This is a genomic window from Klebsiella sp. JN_Kp126 (assembly GCF_033843325.1).
Lineage (GTDB): Bacteria > Pseudomonadota > Gammaproteobacteria > Enterobacterales > Enterobacteriaceae > Klebsiella > Klebsiella michiganensis.
The window spans coordinates 179,971-196,520 of record NZ_JAWXQV010000040.1 but is presented as its reverse complement, the minus strand read 5'-3'; the positions used below and the strand labels follow the sequence as shown (position 1 = coordinate 196,520).

16 protein-coding genes are annotated in these 16,550 nt (G+C 56.1%); 11 read left to right on the top strand and 5 right to left on the bottom strand.

Annotated elements, in window-relative coordinates:
• The first annotated feature begins 373 nt into the window (after positions 1-373).
• The gene (locus SIK97_RS01930; protein ID WP_004848573.1) at positions 374-622 is read left to right on the top strand and encodes a DUF1158 domain-containing protein; all 249 of its coding nucleotides are present in this window, start codon (positions 374-376) and stop codon (positions 620-622) included.
• Here SIK97_RS01930 and SIK97_RS01925 read toward each other — a convergent pair.
• The gene (locus SIK97_RS01925; protein WP_057173922.1) at positions 551-2,173 is read right to left on the bottom strand and encodes an alpha/beta hydrolase-fold protein; all 1,623 of its coding nucleotides are present in this window, start codon (positions 2,171-2,173) and stop codon (positions 551-553) included. The genes SIK97_RS01930 and SIK97_RS01925 overlap by 72 nt on opposite strands.
• A 153-nt stretch (positions 2,174-2,326) precedes the next feature.
• Between SIK97_RS01925 and SIK97_RS01920 the strand changes: the two genes are divergently transcribed.
• The gene (locus tag SIK97_RS01920; protein ID WP_057173921.1) at positions 2,327-4,471 is read left to right on the top strand and encodes a TonB-dependent siderophore receptor; all 2,145 of its coding nucleotides are present in this window, start codon (positions 2,327-2,329) and stop codon (positions 4,469-4,471) included.
• A gap of 36 nt (positions 4,472-4,507) precedes the next feature.
• On the opposite strand, the gene SIK97_RS01915 is transcribed toward SIK97_RS01920, so the two are convergent.
• On the bottom strand, positions 4,508-4,849 hold the full coding sequence (locus tag SIK97_RS01915) for a RamA family antibiotic efflux transcriptional regulator (protein WP_004848570.1): 342 nt from the start codon (positions 4,847-4,849) through the stop codon (positions 4,508-4,510).
• Between the two features lie 32 nt (positions 4,850-4,881).
• Positions 4,882-5,982: an MBL fold metallo-hydrolase gene (locus tag SIK97_RS01910; RefSeq protein ID WP_032748584.1), complete on the bottom strand. Its 1,101-nt coding sequence runs from the start codon at positions 5,980-5,982 to the stop codon at positions 4,882-4,884.
• Positions 5,983-6,172: 190 nt separating this feature from the next.
• On the opposite strand from SIK97_RS01910, the gene SIK97_RS01905 reads away from it, so the two are divergent.
• The 9 genes from SIK97_RS01905 to SIK97_RS01865 all read left to right on the top strand — a co-directional run bounded on the left by SIK97_RS01905 (position 6,173) and on the right by SIK97_RS01865 (position 12,787).
• A complete protein-coding gene (locus tag SIK97_RS01905; RefSeq protein WP_004848568.1) occupies positions 6,173-6,754 on the top strand; it encodes a TetR/AcrR family transcriptional regulator in 582 nt (193 codons plus the stop codon).
• Positions 6,754-7,122, top strand: coding sequence for an MmcQ/YjbR family DNA-binding protein (locus SIK97_RS01900; RefSeq protein ID WP_032694574.1), 369 nt, complete (start codon positions 6,754-6,756; stop codon positions 7,120-7,122). The genes SIK97_RS01905 and SIK97_RS01900 overlap by 1 nt, the downstream gene beginning before the upstream one ends.
• A gap of 118 nt (positions 7,123-7,240) precedes the next feature.
• Positions 7,241-7,894, top strand: coding sequence for an oxygen-insensitive NAD(P)H nitroreductase (nfsB, locus tag SIK97_RS01895; protein ID WP_032748582.1), 654 nt, complete (start codon positions 7,241-7,243; stop codon positions 7,892-7,894).
• A gap of 250 nt (positions 7,895-8,144) precedes the next feature.
• Complete coding sequence (locus SIK97_RS01890; RefSeq protein ID WP_004130212.1) at positions 8,145-8,579, top strand: PTS sugar transporter subunit IIA; 435 nt, start codon at positions 8,145-8,147, stop codon at positions 8,577-8,579.
• Positions 8,572-9,042: a PTS sugar transporter subunit IIB gene (locus tag SIK97_RS01885; protein ID WP_032748581.1), complete on the top strand. Its 471-nt coding sequence runs from the start codon at positions 8,572-8,574 to the stop codon at positions 9,040-9,042. Before SIK97_RS01890 ends, SIK97_RS01885 begins: the two co-directional genes overlap by 8 nt.
• Before the next feature lie 14 nt (positions 9,043-9,056).
• A complete protein-coding gene (locus tag SIK97_RS01880) occupies positions 9,057-9,800 on the top strand; it encodes a PTS mannose/fructose/sorbose/N-acetylgalactosamine transporter subunit IIC (protein ID WP_004099986.1) in 744 nt (247 codons plus the stop codon).
• Positions 9,801-9,802: 2 nt separating this feature from the next.
• Positions 9,803-10,657, top strand: a complete 855-nt coding sequence (locus SIK97_RS01875; RefSeq protein ID WP_032748580.1) for a PTS system mannose/fructose/sorbose family transporter subunit IID — start codon at positions 9,803-9,805, stop codon at positions 10,655-10,657.
• A 17-nt stretch (positions 10,658-10,674) separates the two neighbouring features.
• Positions 10,675-11,736 carry an SIS domain-containing protein gene (locus SIK97_RS01870; RefSeq protein ID WP_032748578.1) on the top strand — a complete coding sequence of 354 codons (1,062 nt, stop codon included), beginning with the start codon at positions 10,675-10,677 and terminating at the stop codon, positions 11,734-11,736.
• 64 nt (positions 11,737-11,800) lie between these two features.
• A complete protein-coding gene (locus SIK97_RS01865) occupies positions 11,801-12,787 on the top strand; it encodes an SIS domain-containing protein (RefSeq protein ID WP_032748576.1) in 987 nt (328 codons plus the stop codon).
• A 52-nt stretch (positions 12,788-12,839) separates the two neighbouring features.
• Here the strand turns inward: SIK97_RS01865 and SIK97_RS01860 are convergent, their stop codons facing one another.
• On the bottom strand, positions 12,840-15,569 hold the full coding sequence (locus SIK97_RS01860; protein ID WP_032748574.1) for a sigma 54-interacting transcriptional regulator: 2,730 nt from the start codon (positions 15,567-15,569) through the stop codon (positions 12,840-12,842).
• A gap of 95 nt (positions 15,570-15,664) precedes the next feature.
• Positions 15,665-16,534, bottom strand: coding sequence for a helix-turn-helix transcriptional regulator (locus SIK97_RS01855; RefSeq protein WP_069684235.1), 870 nt, complete (start codon positions 16,532-16,534; stop codon positions 15,665-15,667).
• Between the last annotated feature and the right edge of the window lie 16 nt (positions 16,535-16,550).

The following is a 16,550-nucleotide window of genomic DNA, read 5'->3' as shown; positions in this document are numbered from 1 at the left end:
CAAAATTTATGGTAAGTTAATTCTATAAAACAACTATTGCAGAATATTAATAAACCAAAACTAAACGAGGTCTACTATGTTTGGAATCTATCGCGGACGCCGTCTGGTGCTGTACATCCTGCTGGCCATTATTATCGCTACACTGGTGGGATATAGCACCTATACTTTTGTAAAAGCGCTGGCTTAATAATGACGTTAATTTACATTGCAATGTAATTAACTTAATCACAAAGATTACCAAAATAATTAACATGGGAATAAGCGAGGGCGTTTAAATATAATATCTGATGCGTATTATAATTACGTACGAAACGATATTGCATTGATTCTCTTTTTACCGGACAATATGTTTTTAACTGATGATTAACAAATAATGAAACATCCGCTAGAAACGCTCCTCAGCGCCGCCGGCATTCTGCTGCTGGCTTTGCTCTCCTGCCTGCTGCTGCCGGCGCCCTCGCTGGGCCTGACGCTGGCGCAGAAGCTGGTTGCGACATTCCATTTGATGGATCTCAACCAGCTTTATACCCTGATCTTTTGCCTGTGGTTTTTAGCGCTGGGCGCGGTTGAATATCTGCTGCTGCGCTGGGTCTGGCGTCGCTGGTTTTCCCTTGAGCGCTAAGCCGGTCAGGTCGCGCATGCCGTTGACCAGCGCTTCGCACCAGGCGGCATAATCGTGGCCGCTGGAGGAGGGATGGAAGCTCACCGTATAACCCTTCTCTTTTAGCACCCGCTCAAATTCAAGCGTATTGGCATAAATGCCGCCGTCCGGCCCGCTGGTTTCGAATTTCCCCGCCTGCAGCCAGAAGCGCACCGGGTAGCGCGGCGACTGCTGGTACTGGCGGGTCAGCCAGCCGGCCTCCTCCCCTTGCGGCGCCCACCAGTATGACCCGGACAGGCTCAATACGATGCCAAACAGCCGGGGGTAGCGCAGCGCTACCCAGGACGCAGCCAGCCCGCCGTAGCTGGAGCCGGCGACCACGGTTTTTTGCCGGCTCAGGCTGAGTCCCTGGCGGTTCAGCCAGGGCAGCAACTCATGGGCCATAAAATCGGCAAAATGCGGATTTGGCGGCAGCTCCTTCGCCCGCCGCGGATGATCGAGGCTATCGATAAACACCACGTTAATCGGCGGCAGCCGGTGGCTGGCGATCAGGGCATCCAGCACGTTGGCGAAGCGGTATTCGTGCTGGTAAGTTTTACCGTCAAAGAGCAGCAGGGTCCAGCGCGCGGGCTGCGGCAACCGCGGGCGATAAATCAGCACTTCCCGCGTATTTTGCAGAAAGTCGCTGCGCAGCTGATGGCGGGTTAAGGTTCCGTAGCGTAGCGGCTGCGCCATACGCTGGGTGGTGCAAAAACGCACGGCGTTGAGGGCCAGCAGAGAGTGGCGATTCCAGCGGTCGTGGGCGGCATTGATGCTGTTCGGGTTGAGCGGGTCAGCCTGGGCGCTGACCAGAATCGCCCGCCGCTGCTCTCGCGCGCTGCCGGTTACCTGCGGCACGTCCGGGGCCAGCTTATACTGCATGAGGGTATCGGCGGGCACCACGTAGCTGCGAAACCAGACGTCAGAATCCCCGAGGCGAAACAGCGGATCGTGATCCCCCGCCGGCGAACCCAAAATAAACACGTTGCGGCTCGCCCCGCGCCACAGGAAAGTTACCCGCTTATGGCCGGCGTCCACCGGTTCCACCATTGGCGTCCCTTCCCGCTCGCGCTCCTGCCAGAAATGCGCCGTTGAACCTCCCGCCGCCAGTTCACGCTTCAGCCGCAGCAGGCGCGGGCTGACCGGATCCAGCGGCTGAATTTTGGCCAGAGCGGTGGTTTCCCGCATCTGCCACTGAAAGCGCCAGCGTGCCCCCTCTTCGCCGTGCAGCACCAGCGAGGAGGCGCGATTTACCGGCAGAGAAAACAGCAGGGTTTGCTCGCCGTCCGCCGGACCGCCCGTCAGCAGCGTGCGCAGACGGCGGTTATTGTCATCCAGCAGTCGGGCATCGGTGACGCCGGAGAGGGTCGCCGCGACGTAGTTCTCGCCTAATGTCGGCAGGTCAAAACAGACCTCGCCGCTGGCGTCGAACTTCCCCTCCAGTTCCCCCTGTAACGAAGGAGATTCGCAGTTCATCGCCGCCGCCGGTAGGGTACTCATGCCAATCAGCAGGCCGCTCCACGCCGTCTTCATTAGCCAATAGTTCCTTGTAAGAATTTGTTAATAACGCTAATGCAAATAATAACTATTTGCAATAACATTAACGCCGTTAATGATAACCGCCGGTCGATTCCCCTCGATGCGGGCGTTTTTTGATGGCGATTCAACCAAGGATAAAAAATAAACATGTTTAAATATAATAAGATAACAGCTTTCTGGGCCGCGGGCGTGGCGGCATCTCTGTTTGGCGGGCCGGCGCTGGCGGCGGAGGAAACGATCGTCGTCACCGCTGGCAGCGGCGAGGATCCTACAGCGCCGCTGAAGGGAATAGTGGCGACAAAAACCCTGTCGGCAACAAAGACCGCTGCGGAGATCGTCAAAACGCCGCAATCGGTATCGGTGGTCACCCGCGATCAAATGCGGGCGCTGGACGTCACCTCGGTTTCCCAGGCGCTGCGCTATAGCGCGGGCGTTTTTACCGAATACCGAGGTTCATCTAACCGCAACGACGAGGTATTCGTACGCGGCTTCAGCTACGTGCCCAAATTCCTCGATGGCCTGAGCTACGGTGCCACCGCCTCGTCACAAACCGGCACTTTCGACCCGTGGCTGCTGGAACGCGTCGAGCTGGTGCGCGGCCCGGCCTCGGTGCTGTTTGGTCAGGTCAACCCCGGCGGGCTGATTAGCATGACCAGCAAACGCCCGACCAACCAGCCGATTCATGAGGTACAGTTCCGTACCGGCAATAACCACCTCGCCGAAGGGGCTTTCGACGTTGGCGGCCCGCTGAGCGATGACGGCCACCTGCTCTATCGCCTGAGCGGGATCGCCCGCACCCAGAATAACCAGATCGATGACTATAAAGAGACGCGGATGGCTATCGCCCCTGCCCTCACCTGGTATCCTGGTGACGCCACGCGCTTTACCCTGTTAACCAGCTATCAGAAAGACCCGGACGCCGGCTACCGTAACTTCCTGCCGCGTTACGGTACCGTGGAAAGCGTCGACGGCAGCTACATTCCTCGCGATTTTAACGTCAGCGATCCCAGCTACAACAAGTCGTGGCGTGAACAAACGATGATTGGCTATGAATTTGAGCACCAGCTCAACGATACCTTTACTCTGCGCCAGAACGCCCGCTACGCCACCATCAAACAGAAGTATCGCTACCTGGTTTATTCCACCAGCGCCGCCAACAGCTCGGTACTCTCCCGCCGCGCCCAGCATGAACAGCGTCAGACCGATGAGTTTGGCATCGATAACCAGCTTGAAGCGCAGTTCGCCAGCGGTCAGGTGGCGCATACGGTGATTGGCGGTGTGGATTACAAAACCAGTAAGGATAAGCAGTACCTTGGTCGGGCCGGCGGCTCGCAGTACGATATCGACTGGCGCAGCCCGACCTACGGGGTTAGCGTCGATGAAAGCGCCTTCAGTCCCGCCACTAATGAACAGCAAAATCTCGACCAGGCTGGGGTGTATGTTCAGGATCAGCTGAGCTGGCGAAACTGGGAACTGTTAGTTTCCGGGCGCTACGACTGGGCGGAAGTACGCACCACCGATTTTACCGACGCCAGCAGCACCCAGCAGAATGATAATAAGCTCACCTGGCGCACCGGCCTGCTGTACGCCTTTGATTCCGGTCTTTCCCCCTATATCAGCTACAGCACCTCCTTCGAACCTAACCTGCAAACCAACCGCGCGCCGGGCGTCGGACCATTCGATCCCAGCGAAGGCAAACAGGTAGAGGTGGGTCTGAAATACCAGCCTGACCCAAACGCGTTAATGACCCTCGCGCTGTACGATCTGACGCAGAGCAACGTCGCGACCTACAACAGCGCGGCCGGGTGGTTTGAAAACAGCGGTAAAGTGCGCTCGAAAGGCGTTGAAGCCGAAGCGCACGCGACGGTCTTCGATAACCTCAATCTGATCGCGTCTTACACCTACACCGACGCGGAAACCGTCAATACCACCGTCGTCGGTACCGAAGGGAAAACGCCGGCACGCATTCCGACCCATATGGCTTCGGCGTTCACCAGCTATACCCTGCCGGACGGCGCGTTAAAAAGCCTGACCGCGGGCGTTGGCGTACGCTATATCGGTACCAGCTACGGCGATGCGAAAAACACGTTTAAGGTACCGGCAGTGGATCTGTACGACGCCATGGTCAGCTATGAGTTAGGCGAGCTGAATTCGAGCCTGAAAGGGGCGAAAGTGCAGTTCAACGTCAACAATCTCGCCAATACCAAATACGTGGCCTCCTGCGCCAGCGATAGCGCCTGCTTCTACGGCATTGGTCGGACGGTGACGGCGACGGTCAACTACGCCTGGTAAAAAAGCGTCCCCCCGGCTTGCCCCGGCGGCCGCTTTTCAGTGCGCGCGGCTGTGATTTTCTTTACGGTAGGCACCCGGCGGCTGATTAAACGTGCGGGTGAAGATGCGGGTAAAGGTTTGCTGCGAGTCAAAACCGTATTTCAGGCAAATATCGTAGACCCGCTGATCGGTATCGCGCAGATCGCGGGCCGCCAGCAGCAGCTTACGCTCGCGGATATAGCGCCCAAGACTCTCCCCTTTATACTGTAAAAACAGTCGTTGCAAATGCCACTTCGAATAACCGGCGTGGCGCGCAATATCGTCAATACGTAGCGGCTGATGCAAATTATCATCAATCCACTCGACGATAGTATCAATGACCTGAGCGGAAATAGTCATATGTCCTCTCTCCTCCTGAACCACTCTCATCGTTAGCGCCACCAGGCGTTAAATGATTGCGTTTTATCGGCGACCCAAACCGGCTCACCCAACATTGGCGTCAGCAGTCGCCACGGTCGCCCTGTGCTGGCCTCCGCCAGCCTTTTGTACGGATCGTCCCATGTGTGTTTTGCCAGCACGAAGCGCCCGGCGTGACCCGGCAGTACCGCGCGTGCATGAACATCGTCAGCGGCTTGCGCCGTCTCTTCCGGCATCATGTGGATGTACTTCCAGTCCTGGTCATACTGACCGTTTTCCATGATCGCCAAATCCACTTCGCCAAACTGTTCGCCGATGGCTTTAAAGTGCGGGCCGTAGCCGCTGTCGCCGCTGTAGTAAATTTTCTGCTGCGGGGTAACGAACATAAAGCTGGCCCACAGGGTCTGGTTGCGCTTGAGGCCGCGGCCGGAAAAGTGGCGCGCGGGCAGGACGTGTACCGTCAGCTCATCGCTCACCTGCAGCGACTGATTCCAGTCCGCCTCGCTGATGATCGCGCTCTCCATTCCCCAGTAGCGCAGGTGCGACCCCACGCCCAGCGGCGTCACCACGCGCTTGACCTTCGGCATCAGAGCTTTGATGGTGGCGTAATCGAGGTGGTCGTAATGATCGTGCGAGATAATCAGCAGGTCGATATCCGGCATGCCCTCTGCGTGCCACGGGTAATCCCCGGCAAAGGCCTTATTGATAAACGAGAACGGCGCGGCATAGTTGCTAAATACGGGATCGATCAGGATGCGTTTGCCCGCCAGCTGCAGATACCAGGAGGAGTGACCGAGCCAGACCATCACGTCCTGCCCTGACGGCAAGCCCGCCAGATCGGTGTTCACCAGCGGCAGCGGCTGGGCCGGTCTGGCATTTTCACGTTTGGCGACCAGAAACTCCCACCACGCGGCCAGCATATTTTTTTGCCCGGTAAAGCCAGGCGTCGGAAGCTGATTGTGAAACTGACCGTCGTGATAGTGCGGCGACTGCTCCACCAGGCTGAGCTGCGCGCCCTGCGGCGCCTGACCAAATCCGGCATTTAACACAAACGGCAAAGTTGTTGCTGACGCTAATAACATGATGGCGACCACGCTGAAAGTGACACGGTTCATATCCTGACCTGGCGAAATCCCCCTTCCTGGAGGTTTTTGTTATAAGGCTTGATTATGAGTGAGTAAGCACTCATTATTAGGAAGAAGCTGAAAGTCGTCAAGACGATTTTCAAATTTTGACAGACAGCGTTGCAGCGCCCATGCCGGGCGTGCTTAGATCGTGGTTTTATTATGAGTGAGGTAAAGTGTAGTGGCTCGTCCTAAGAGTGAAGATAAAAAGCAAGCGTTACTGGAGGCCGCAACCGCCGCCTTTGCCCAATCGGGAATCGCCGCCTCAACCTCCGCCATCGCCCGCAGCGCCGGGGTTGCCGAGGGTACGCTGTTTCGCTACTTTGCCACCAAGGACGATTTGCTCAACGAGCTTTATCTGACCATAAAAGCAGACCTGGTTCAGACAATGATAGCGGGTCTCAACCCGAACGAAACCCGGCCAAAAGAGAACACGCGCAATATCTGGAATAGCTATATCGGCTGGGGCGTACGTAACCCCATGGAGCATAAAGCGATTCGCCGGATGGCGCTGAGTGAACGGATCACCGACGAAACCCGCAACCGCGTCCAGGAGATGTTTCCCGAGCTCAATGAACTGTGCCAGCGCTCAATCAAACCCGTTTTTCAATCCGACGAGTACCGTACCTTCGGCGATGCGTTGTTTCTTTCGCTGGCCGAAACCACCATTGAATACGCCAGCCACGAGCCGGAGCGAGCCGTCCGTTTTGTCGAGCTGGGCTTTGAAGCCATGTGGCAGGCCCTTGCCGAGGACAATAGCTGATGGATCACCGCTCGCTGCATGACAACGCGCATCGTATCGCGCTGGAGCTCCCCTTTACCGAGCACTGCTGGCCGTTTGGCCCGGAGTACGATGTGTTTAAAGTCGGCGGGAAGATTTTTATGCTCACCGCGACGGTACGCGGTCGCGCGCTGGTCAACCTGAAGTGCGATCCGCAAAAATCGCTGCTTCATCAGGCGATTTACCGCAGCATCGAGCCCGGCTATCACATGAACAAAAAGCACTGGATCACCGTGGTTCCCGGCGAGGACATCAGCGTCGAGTTACTAGCGGAGCTGATCGATGATTCGTGGAATCTGATCGTCGATAAACTCAGCAAAAAAGAGCAGCAGCGCCTACGTCCGGGGTGATTTTCAGCGCTGCGCGATAAGTGTTATCGCATTTTTGCCCCTTATCATTTGCCCGCCATCGCTGTACTCTTCCTTCACGAAACGCACCCGCAAGGGGTTGTAAACAGTGAGGAAGAGTATGGATATCGTATCGGTTGCCTTAAAGCGTTACTCCACCAAGGCATTTGACGCCACCAAAAAGCTAACTGCCGAGCAGGCGGAAAACCTGAAAACGCTGCTGCAGTACAGCCCGTCAAGCACCAACTCCCAGCCGTGGCACTTTATCGTTGCCAGCAGCGATGAAGGCAAAGCGCGCGTCGCCAAAGCGGCGAGCGGAACCTACGTGTTTAACGAACGTAAAATTCTCGACGCCTCCCACGTGGTGGTGTTCTGCGCCAAAACCGCGATGGACGACGCCTGGCTTGAGCGCGTGGTCGATCAGGAAGAGGCCGATGGCCGCTTCGCTAACGCCGAAGCCAAAGCGGCAAACCATAAAGGCCGCACCTTCTTCGCCGATATGCACCGCAAAGAGCTGCACGACGACGATCAGTGGATGGCGAAGCAGGTTTATCTCAACGTCGGCAACTTCCTGCTGGGCGTGGCGGCAATGGGCCTGGACGCCGTGCCGATTGAAGGCGTCGATTTCGCGATTCTCGATGCCGAATTCGACCTGAAAGCCCAGGGCTACACCAGCCTGGTGGTGGTGCCGGTCGGCCATCATAGCGTCGAAGACTTCAACGCGACGCTGCCGAAATCACGCCTGCCGCAGGCGACGACCATTACCGAGATTTAATTCCCTTCAGCCGGGAACGCCCGGGTCATGGCGCAGCTGCGCCTCGCCCGGGGCTTTCTTCCCCCCTCTCTTTCCCCCCTCTTTTTCTGCCGTTTGTGCCAGGTTTCCGGCGCTAATAAGCCCGCTTGTGCCAGGAATAACACCTTTAGTGTGAACCAACCTCTTTAATTAATTGATAAATAATATTTTTTATTTCTGGCATGCCCTTTGCTCTTAACAGATACCACTATCTGGATGAAGGAGAAACCGGGTGAAACATATCTATGTGGCCAGCCACGGCCATTTTGCTCGCGGACTGGTGAACAGTTTGTCGCTGCTGATTGGCGACGAACACGGCGTTATCCCGGTCTGCGCCTATGACGAAGATATCGTGACCACCGAACAGCTGGAGCAAACCCTGGAGCATCTCATCGTCCAGGCGAATGGTGATGAAGTGGTGATCTTTACCGACCTGCTTGGCGGCAGTATCAACAATAGCGCCGTGAGCGTCTTGATGCGCCATCGTAACGTTTTCGTGGTCGCCGGCATTAATCTGACTCTGCTGCTGGAGTTTCTGCTGTGCGAAGAAGCCACTACCGAGGCCGCGATTGTCTACGCCACCAGCGCGGCGCGTGAATCCATTGTTTTCATCAACCCTCTAATAACACAACCATCCTCTGACCCACAGGGAGAATCTCATGATTAAACTCGTGCGCATTGATTATCGGCTGCTGCACGGCCAGGTGGTTTTTGCCTGGACCCGAGCGCTGGATATCGACCATATCATCGTCGCTAACGCCAAAGCCGCGGCGGATGCCTTCATTACGATGTCGCTTAACCTGGCCAAGCCGGCGGGCGTCACGCTGGACATCGCCACCGTTGAACAGGCGGCGGAAAAGCTTAACGGCGGCAAGTTGGATCATAAAAAAGTCATGGTGGTCCTTGGCAATACTGCTGAAACCCTCGCGCTGGTGGAAAAAGTCCCGGGAATTAACGCCATTAACTACGGCGGTCTGCCGCAGAAGGAGGGCGCAAGACAATTCGGCAAGGCCATCTATCTGACCGAAGAGGAAATCGCCGATAGCAGAGCGCTGAAAGAAAAAGGCATTCGGCTGGAGATGCGTCAGGTACCCGCCCACTCGGCCGAGCTCCTCAACGAACAAATTTAACTTCGGAGGTCACTATGTTGCTCACCGCAACGTTACTCGGACTGATTGCCGCCCTGGGGATCCTCGATGGCCGCCTGCTTGGGGTATCGATGATCGACCGGCCACTGGTGATGTGCGCCCTCACCGGTCTGGTCTGCGGCAATCTGCATGAGGGGATTCTGATTGGCGCTACGCTGGAGCTTATTTTTCTCGGCAACGTCGCCATCGGCGCCGCGCACCCACCCGATATCGTGACCGGCTCCGTACTGGCGACCGCGTTTTCGATCATGTCCGGCCGCGGTCCAGAGGCTGCGCTCACCATCGCCATCCCCGTCTCAATGCTGGCGCAAACGCTGGGCATTCTGGTACGCGTGGTGAACGCCCGCTTCGGTCATCTGGCGGACCGCTATGCGGCGCAAGGTAATACCCGGATGGTCGGCCTGATGCACCTCGGCGGTCCGACGCTGCTCTATTTTTTAAACGGATTTCTGCCGGTTTTTTTCGCCATCCTGCTCGGCTCTTCGGCGGTTAGCTGGTTCCTTGAGGCGATTCCGCCGGTGATCACCAACGGATTGATCGTCGCCAGTAAGATCCTGCCGGCGCTCGGCTTCGCCCTGCTGATCAGCATGATGCTCAGCAGCAAACTTATGCCGTACCTCGGTCTGGGATTTCTGATAGCGGCCTACACCAAGCTGGATATTATCGCCATCGCACTGTTCGCCGTGGTGTTGGCTTTTATCATCAGCCAGTTTCTTAATCTTAAGCAGCAGGAGAGCTAATCATGAGTGAAATGATGCAGACCCTGTCAGGCGCCACCCAGCCGCAAAGCGATGACGCAAGCCGGGTCACCGCTCGGGATTTACGCAGCGTGTTCTGGCGCTCTTTTACGCTCCAGGGCTCGTGGAACTACGAGCGCCAGCAGCATATGGGCTACGCCTTCGCAATGTCGCCGGCCCTGAAGCGCATCTATCAGGACCCGACGGAACTGGGGCGCGCCCTGCAGCGCCATCTGGTGCTGTTTAACACCACGCCGCACCTCTCCACCTTTATCTTCGGTTTATCGATTGCTATGGAAGAGGAGAATCAGCGCAATCCCGAATTTAATGAAGAATCGATAAACGCGATTAAAACCAGCCTGATGGGGCCGCTGGCGGGTATCGGTGACTCCATATTCTGGGGGTCATTAAAGGTGATTGCCGCCGGGATGGGGATTTATTTCGCCCAGCAGGGCAGCCTCCTGGGACCGATAATGGCGTTGTTAGTTTATAACCTACCTCATCTGCTATGCCGCTGGTATGGGCTGAAGCTCGGCTATCGGGCTGGCACCACCTGGCTGATGCGGATTTACCAAAGCGGCCTCATGGATCGGGTGACCTATATCGCGTCAATCGTTGGCCTGATGGTCGTCGGCGCGATGACCGCCAGTATGATAGATATCACCACCCCGCTCAGCTTCACTGCCGGGCAGACGACTATGAAGGCACAGGAGTTTATCGACAAAATACTTCCTTCGCTACTGCCTCTGCTTTTCACCCTTGGGATGTACAAGCTGATCCGTAAGGGAGTCAACATCAACTGGATCCTGTTAGGCACCATCGCGTTTGGCATGGCGGCCAGCGCGTTAGGCCTGCTTTAAGAAGAGGAATATTACCCATGCACGTAGAAGACTATATGAATGAAACCCCCGCTCGCCTGCTCGCTATGCTAACGCAGACGCGGGCAGATCTCTGGCAAGCGGCGAAAGCGCTGGCGGATCGCGGGATCTCTCGAATCATCCTGACCGGTTCCGGTACGTCTTACCACGGCGCGCTGACCGCGCGGTCGTTTATGCAGCAGTGGTGCGGCATCCCGATCGATGTGTACTGGCCCTTCCTGCTGGACGAGATGGCACTTTCCCTCAGCGACAAAGCGCTGGTCATCGGCATTTCTCAGGGAGGCGGTAGCCTCTCCACTCTCGCCGCAATGGAGCGCGCCCGGGCAGCCGGGCACCTTACCGCTTCCATGGCCGGGGAAGCGCCAGCTGCCATCGACCAGGCGGCAGATTTGGTCCTGACGGTCCCCTGTGGAGAAGAGCGCGCCGGCGCCAAAACCAAAGGTTATCACTGCACCATACTCAACCTGATACTGCTTGCGCTTGCCGTCGCCAGCCGCCAGCAGCGCCTGAGCGATGAGGAGCGCAAGGCGCTACTCGTCCGCATGGAGAGGACGTTTAATCATTTGCCGACGCTCATTGAGGCCTCGCAGGCGTGGGTTCTCAATCACGCCCGGCCGCTTATCGACAGCGCAGATATTCGCCTGACCGGCCCGGCAGGGCTGTTTGGCACCGTTCAGGAAGGCGCGCTAAAGATGCTTGAAACGCTGCGCTGCCCGGTGGCCGGCTATGAATTTGAGGAATTCATCCACGGGATCTATAACGCCTTCGATGAACGTTCAACCCTGATTATGCTCGATCCGCATCCCGATGAGCGCCAGGATCGTCTGGCGGAAATACTGTCTGGTTGGACGCCGCATATTTATCGCATTGGCCCGCATGTTGACAATAACGGTAAAAACATGCCCTTTACGTTTATTAACGATCCAGACTTTGCAATCTTTGAATATATTATTCCATTGCAAATGGTTTGCGCCAGGCTACCGCCAGTGAAGGGTGTCGATCCCGCAATACCTAAGGATCCGCAGTTCCACCAGAAAATGATAAGTAAAAAACTTAATTAAATAATGCCCTGTAATAGTTATCCGCCATGCAGCGGAGGACCCTTTACATCTCAAGGAGATCAATATGTCTATAGCTCAGAAAAACGCCCACCATATTATTCGCGATATTTTAACCAGGCAACGTATTGAACGCGTGTGGTTTGTTGGCTGCGGGGGTTCGTTGACCGGCTTCTGGCCGGGGAAATATTTTCTCGATTGTGAAGCGAAAAAGCTGGCCGTCGGCTATGTGACCAGTAATGAATTTGTCCACGCGACGCCGAAAGCATTAGGGGAAAATAGCGTGGTGATCCTTGCCTCTCAGCAAGGCAACACCGCTGAAACGGTCGAAGCCGCCCGCATCGCGCGTCAAAAAGGCGCGGCTACGATTGGGCTGGTATATACCCCCGGCACGCCGCTGTGCGAACACAGCGATTACACTATCGAATACTGCTGGGCCCGCTATCCCGAAACTGTCGATCCGACACAGCAAAAAGCGGCGTACAGCCTGTGGCTGGCGCTGGAGATCCTGGCGCAAACAGAAGGATACGACCATTACGCTGAGATGGTCAGCGCCTTTGCCAATTTTGAATCCGTGGTGCGCGGCGCTCAGCAGCAGGTGCAAGCGGATGCGCAGCATTTTGCCGAGGCCTGGAAAAGTGAAAATGTCATTTATATGATGGGTAGCGGCCCTTCGTTCGGCGCCGCGCATCAGGAATCCATCTGTATTCTGTTGGAGATGCAATGGATTAACTCCGCCAGCATCCATAGCGGCGAGTATTTCCACGGCCCCTTTGAGATTACCGAACCGGGAACACCGTTCATTTTATTAAAAAGCAGCGGCCGCACCCGTCCGCTGGACGATCGCGCGATCCGCTTTATCGAACGCTATCAGGGAAAACTGCAGATTATTGACGTGGAAAAAGTGGGAATTGATACGCTTAACGCCAGCGTGCGCGAATATTTCTGCGGCCTGCTGCACAACTGCGTTCTTGATGTGTACAACCTGGCGCTGGCCACCGCCCGCAACCATCCTCTGACCACCCGCCGCTATATGTGGAAAGTCGAATATTAATTCGCTAACTCTCTGCCAGCCCCGGCGACCTGCTCCGGGGCTGCGCTGAGGATTACCAGCGAAAATCGTCAATGCGTAATTCAAAAATATCGTGAATATAACCAATTTCCGCTACCGGCAGCGTCACATTATAGAGTATTTTCAGGCGCTGAAACGAGTGGTTCACCATAGCAATAAATTCTCCGTGCTGGCGAGAAAATTGCTCAAGATTTTTATAATGGGTAATTTCATTACGCATTACCAGACGCTCAATCATGCAGCTGAGATGCACATACAGGCTAATAATTAAATTATTATTAAAATTAAAGCTAAGCGTGTTTTGCCACTCTGCAATAATAGTCTCAATATGGCTCATCGTTTTTCCGGCATTCAGTATCGTCAAGGAGTTGACGACGTTATGCAGCGAAAACTCACGAACCATATTTTTATTAATCAGCGCAATTTGCTTCTCATTGAGATAGCCGCTTAAGAGCTGACTGAGATGCCGATGCCCCTGCTCGCCCAGCAGCTCTTCAATACCTACCCATGGCACCCCCGCCAGCTGTGGGTCGTGCGTACCCACAACCGCAATCACTTCATACTGGTGGAGCAACGATATCGCCGTGCGGCTATTTTTTAAGCGCGTATACTCGCAGGCGATAATGTTAATATCAAAGTCGCTGAGCAGGCTCTTCTCCATCAGATTTTTAAATTTAAACGCAGTACCGATTCCGGTAATGCAGGTCACCAGCAGAGCACGCTCTTTTTTTTCTGTCGGCCAGAAGACATCCCAGCGCGACTGATTGAGCGGCACGATCTCTTCGGCAATATGTTCGATATTTTTCCCCAGCGCGATCTCGCTGGCGACGTTCAGCGCCATGCGCGTCGTGACGTTATCCACCACCACCAGCGGGCCGTTAATCACCGACAAAAGCGCATCGGCAATCTCTTTGGTATAGCCCATATCGATAAGCACCATGACTCCGGCTCGGGTATCGGTATGCTGGAGATAATCAACCACGGCGCGGCTGACGTCGCTGAACGCCACCTCCATCGGCATGTCCATCGCCTGGTAGATCTTCTCGCCAATCAGGCGATTGGCGACTCCCGCAATGCTGCTGGCGGTCGAATAGCCGTGGGCGATAATCACCGCTTTCACTTTTCCGCCGCTGGTCGCATCAATCGCATTGCTGACGATAGCGGCAACCGCCAGGCGGTCAAGCGTATCGATGAGCAGATCGTATTTGTTATTGACGACATCCAGTAGTTTCCCCGCGATACGCTGCGCCAGCCCCGCTGAGGACTCCAGCCAGCGCTGCATCACCAGACGCGCGGGCTCGGCAACGCTGCGCGGAGCAAGAGGCAGGCTGGTCAGGTAGCGGCCAGTAAGATAGGCGAATTCTGCATTCAGCTGGAGATCGTAATTGGCGGCGATCGCCTTGCCCACATCCTCAATAAAGCGCAGCCGCTTGTCCTGAAGAGAGACCGCGCTCTCCTGATTCATCAACGCATCGAGATAGAACGTCACGTTTTGATAAATGAGCTTTTCAAAGGTCCTTGCGCTGATATTGTCCTTCCCGAGTTCCTCGCACAGGCTGCAAATATTTTCCGTTAGCCGTTGATACTCATGATGACGACCGGAAAACAAAGGCTGCGCGTCGCCATCGCGGTAAATCATGACCCGTTCGCTATTTTGCTGAAGAGAAAAAGGCGCATCCGCCAGCAACCGGTCGGGCAGTAAACCCGCTTTTATCTGTAAAAGATCGCTATCCCGCTCGCCAAATGTCCAGGCGCTGGCGCAAATATTGCGGATCAAATTCTCTAGTCCGCCGACGTTACCCTCGAGCGTTTCGCGCATCAGCTGGCTGATGATATCGCCGTCCAGCGCCAAATCGTGATGTAATCGCTGCGCTTCACGGCGAAAAAAGTGATGGATAAACGCCAGTCTTTCATACTGTCCACGCTCGGCGATCGGCAGGATTTTGACGATCACTGGAATACGACGAATAAAAGTTGCCAGGAAGTGCTTTTCCAGATCCTCCGTTGAAGCAAAAATCAGCCGTACCGTGGCGCTGCGCTCCTCGCTGCTCTCCCCCAGTCGCCGCCAGCTACCGTTATCCATAAAATGGAACAGTTTCTCCTGTCCTTCGGGGGGCAGACGATGAACCTCATCAATAAACAGTACCCCGCCGTTGCTGGTCTCGATAAGACCGGGGACTGATTTATCCGCACCGGTAAAGGCGCCCTTCGCGTGACCGAATAATTTCGAGGTCAGCAGCTCTGGATTATTCGCGTACTCAGCGCAGTTAAACACGGTAAAAGGCGCATCGGTAGGCAAAACGCCCTGTTCCATCGCATAACGCCAGAGCTGGCGCGCAAGGAAACTTTTCCCCGTGCCGGTGGGACCGCGCAGCAGAAGCGGTAGACCTGCGCCGGGGTAGCTGATGGCGGCCTTACACTGCCGTAAAGCTTCCTGCAGGCTGCCCTGAGCGCCTATCAGCTGCGCCAGACTATCCTGGCGCTCAGCGCACAGGGCCTGAAGGGAAGCGTATTCGCCGTGTCGAACCGCGAGGCGGTGGTGGTCGCGCAGCGCGGCAATGGGTAAAAACAGCACCGGGCGACCATTTACTTTGACCACCCGCTGCTCGCGATGGAGATTATTCAGATGATGGCTGATGATACTGCGTTTTTGCTTCAGGCTATCGGCAATCGCCATCGCATTAAACTCGCCAAGCGCTTCCGCGGTCAGCGGTCGCCCGACGATCCGTTGTTCTAGCTGGCGAAAAATCGACTCCTTATTCATCTTGCGCCCCTGTCAAAAGCGTAAAATTCGCTTATACGACAATTCGCGTAAGACGTCGCTGCCCCCTGCCACACTTCTTAAAAAAGCTTAATTATTCATGGGTTACCGTGCAGCCACGCCAGCGCCCGCTCGCCCGTTTCATCCATCGGCAAATAGACCAGCAGGCGCGAACCGTTGCGCGGGGCCGAGTACCAGTACATCTGCTGCAGGCTGAAGCGTCCGAGCTGCGGATGGTTAAAGTGTTTCACCTGATTCTCCACCCTGCGCACCTCATAGCGCTGATGCCAGAGCGCCTCGAACTCCGCCGACGCGGCGAAAAAGCGCGCCAGCTTATTCTCCCACAGCGGATCGCCGCGGTGCTCCGCCATCGCCGCGCGGAAATAGGAGACAAACGTCGCCAGCACGTCGCGATTCTCGATGCGGCTGCGCCAGGTTTCATTGGTCAGATACAGATAAATGCAGTTGCGATCCTCTTCCGGAATGGTGGCGAAATCGATGCCCATCAGGCGGCAGAAGCTGTCGTTCCACGCCACAATATCAAAGCTCGGCTTCTGAATACTGGCGGGCTGCGGCATCAGGCTATCAAGCATCCGCCGGGTGCCGGGGCTGATGCCTTCGCATACCGTGACCTGCGCGGCTTCCGGCGGCGTCAGTCCGGCCAGGACAAACAGATGTCGGGTCTCCAGCGGGCTGCACTGCAGCGCGTTCGCCACCGACACCAGCACGGCCTCGGACGGATTCACTTCCCGCCCCTGCTCAAGCCAGGTGTACCAGGTGACGCCGACCTCCGCCAGCATCGCCACCTCTTCCCGCCGCAGGCCCGGCGTGCGCCGCCGGCCGACGCGAGGTAACCCCAGGCGCTGCGGATCGAGGCTCTCACGCCGGGCGCGCAGAAACGCCCCCAGCTGTTTACGGCCGTCATCGGGCGCGGCGATCGTCGATTCACGTTGCGGCATGGTCGTCATAAAACCTCCAGCATGG

What these genes read in the sequence shown, in the direction of transcription:
- SIK97_RS01930 (WP_004848573.1), top strand. Translation starts at nt 374, where the DNA reads ATGAAACATCCGCTAGAAACGCTCCTCAGCGCCGCCGGCATTCTGCTG.
- SIK97_RS01925 (WP_057173922.1), bottom strand. Translation starts at nt 2,173, where the DNA reads ATGAAGACGGCGTGGAGCGGCCTGCTGATTGGCATGAGTACCCTACCG.
- SIK97_RS01920 (WP_057173921.1), top strand. Translation starts at nt 2,327, where the DNA reads ATGTTTAAATATAATAAGATAACAGCTTTCTGGGCCGCGGGCGTGGCG.
- SIK97_RS01915 (WP_004848570.1), bottom strand. Translation starts at nt 4,849, where the DNA reads ATGACTATTTCCGCTCAGGTCATTGATACTATCGTCGAGTGGATTGAT.
- SIK97_RS01910 (WP_032748584.1), bottom strand. Translation starts at nt 5,982, where the DNA reads ATGAACCGTGTCACTTTCAGCGTGGTCGCCATCATGTTATTAGCGTCA.
- SIK97_RS01900 (WP_032694574.1), top strand. Translation starts at nt 6,754, where the DNA reads ATGGATCACCGCTCGCTGCATGACAACGCGCATCGTATCGCGCTGGAG.
- nfsB (WP_032748582.1), top strand. Translation starts at nt 7,241, where the DNA reads ATGGATATCGTATCGGTTGCCTTAAAGCGTTACTCCACCAAGGCATTT.
- SIK97_RS01885 (WP_032748581.1), top strand. Translation starts at nt 8,572, where the DNA reads ATGATTAAACTCGTGCGCATTGATTATCGGCTGCTGCACGGCCAGGTG.
- SIK97_RS01880 (WP_004099986.1), top strand. Translation starts at nt 9,057, where the DNA reads ATGTTGCTCACCGCAACGTTACTCGGACTGATTGCCGCCCTGGGGATC.
- SIK97_RS01875 (WP_032748580.1), top strand. Translation starts at nt 9,803, where the DNA reads ATGAGTGAAATGATGCAGACCCTGTCAGGCGCCACCCAGCCGCAAAGC.
- SIK97_RS01870 (WP_032748578.1), top strand. Translation starts at nt 10,675, where the DNA reads ATGCACGTAGAAGACTATATGAATGAAACCCCCGCTCGCCTGCTCGCT.
- SIK97_RS01865 (WP_032748576.1), top strand. Translation starts at nt 11,801, where the DNA reads ATGTCTATAGCTCAGAAAAACGCCCACCATATTATTCGCGATATTTTA.
- SIK97_RS01860 (WP_032748574.1), bottom strand. Translation starts at nt 15,569, where the DNA reads ATGAATAAGGAGTCGATTTTTCGCCAGCTAGAACAACGGATCGTCGGG.
- SIK97_RS01855 (WP_069684235.1), bottom strand. Translation starts at nt 16,534, where the DNA reads ATGACGACCATGCCGCAACGTGAATCGACGATCGCCGCGCCCGATGAC.